Here is a 1,850-nt window from a genome sequence, read left to right on the forward strand (position 1 = left end):
TCGGATGGAGAGCCCGGCGCTAAAAGCATATGGAAAGGGTTCCAGAGAATACAAGACTGCGTGTATGGAATACAGATAGCCCGCAAGCTAGATGGACTGGTTTAGTATTTGTGTGTAAGGAGATGGGCTAAAGTGGTGGTCGAAAAACAGGGCGGAGGGCGGAGTCGTGTTGTGATTGTTGGGGGGTATTGATTTGGTATCTACGAGCTTAAGTTAGTAGCCCAACTTTGAAATTGTAATCCTCAATGCCTCTGAACCCCAGCAGCTTAAATACTGGCATGCAATAAAATTTATTAACAGCTATAATCAGCTACCTTATCGAATTATCGTTAGCCTAAATTTGGTATCGCATTAGTTTGTTGATCACTTTGAGATAACTTTTAATTGCCCTAGTGAAAGCATAATTCACCCCCAATAATTAATGGTCGTACAACTTCCTATGGAGGGTTCACCAAAAATAACTAATTTGGTCATATTATTGTGACCTCCTCATCCCCTTTATTTACCGCAAAAGTGTAGGAAATATGATTGATATAAGTTCTGCCGAAGTTACAAAAGCTATTGTTCACCGCGTAGGAAATCGAATAAGGGAAGAGGGGTACTCGCTCTCAACTCAAGAGATAAAAAGAACCAAAGATATCGATGATATTCTTCTTCGTCATTATCTTTCTCCACTGGTAAAAAGGAATGAGATTTACGATTTTTATCATGAATCTGATATAGGCCTAAATACTATCTATCATTTCACAAAGCAAGTTTTTGCAAACCCTTCAATTTTTAGCGAACAATCCCGAAATATTGCTAAGCATTTGTATAGCGCATCTACTCATCCAAAAATATCTAGCGGGGAGTTAATCATCATTTTGTTTACAGGGCTTGTCGTTGATGGCACAAAGTGTGACGCATTAGGAATTTACCGGATTGAAACGAAAGATAGTTATCTTGACATAAACGATGATGCGGGTGCATTCCAATTAATAGAGCGAACAGGTATTTCACTTGAAAAAATGCAGAAAGGCGCTCTTGTTCTATCAAGTAATTACCGAGTGTTTGCGGTAGATACATTAAGCCAAAAAACAAAATATTGGATGGAGTCTTTCTTAAAAATTACGCCGCAAAGTACACCTAAGGTTTGTGCAAAAGTGGGAGGCGAATTATTGAAAGCAATATCATCAAAAATATCTGATCCTAATTCTGCTCTTGAACTCGGAAATCGAATATCTAAGAGCATAGAAGATTCTGAAACAATTTCGTTAGGCGTTATTAAAAAAATTTCATCCGATTATGTAGAACAAGATTCATTGAATGAAATATTGAGTAATCTTCAAGTAAAAAGCGGGTTTGATCTTGCCGATGAATTGACGCTTGATAGTCCAGCTTTTGCAAAATACACCAAAAGCCTAACTAAACACACCCGCATTGCTGACGGAATTACTTTGGTTATGTCAAATACCAGCGCAAACATATCAAAAATAGACATACAGAAAACGCAGAGTGGCTTATTTGCCACAATAGCTATCGAAATTATGGAGGATTAGTTATGGGAGAAACATCAAAAAAGTCAGGAGAGATTGGTGAAAAGTTAGCTTCCAAGCTACTAGAGATGATCGGATGGAAACCATCAATCCACAATGTATCTATTGATTGTAATAATCCGAGCCACTTACAAAAAAACGGAAACCAAAGGAAAACACATGGTGAAGATCAGATTTTTTTGTATCACTATAGTGGACCCCATTGTCCAGACAAATAATGCCTTAATTTAAGATAGAGCCCTGTTCACACTCCAGCTGAATGGCGCTGTCCCAATTTTTTTATACGGGAACTGATATTTCTGCCGCTCCGTATTT

At 38.0% G+C, this 1,850-nt stretch carries 2 protein-coding genes; both read left to right on the plus strand.

Annotated elements, in window-relative coordinates; genetic code table 11:
• Positions 1-524 precede the first annotated feature (524 nt).
• Entirely contained in the window at positions 525-1,538 is a 1,014-nt protein-coding gene (locus tag RW114_RS20510) for a nucleoid-associated protein (RefSeq protein WP_340124583.1), read from the plus strand.
• Positions 1,539-1,540: 2 nt separating this feature from the next.
• Complete coding sequence (locus tag RW114_RS21175) at positions 1,541-1,753, plus strand: PD-(D/E)XK nuclease domain-containing protein (protein ID WP_479687048.1); 213 nt, start codon at positions 1,541-1,543, stop codon at positions 1,751-1,753.
• Positions 1,754-1,850: the final 97 nt, after the last annotated feature.

It is taken from the genome of Methylobacter svalbardensis (assembly GCF_037671525.1).
In the GTDB taxonomy this organism is placed as follows: Bacteria; Pseudomonadota; Gammaproteobacteria; order Methylococcales; family Methylomonadaceae; genus Methylobacter_A; species Methylobacter_A svalbardensis.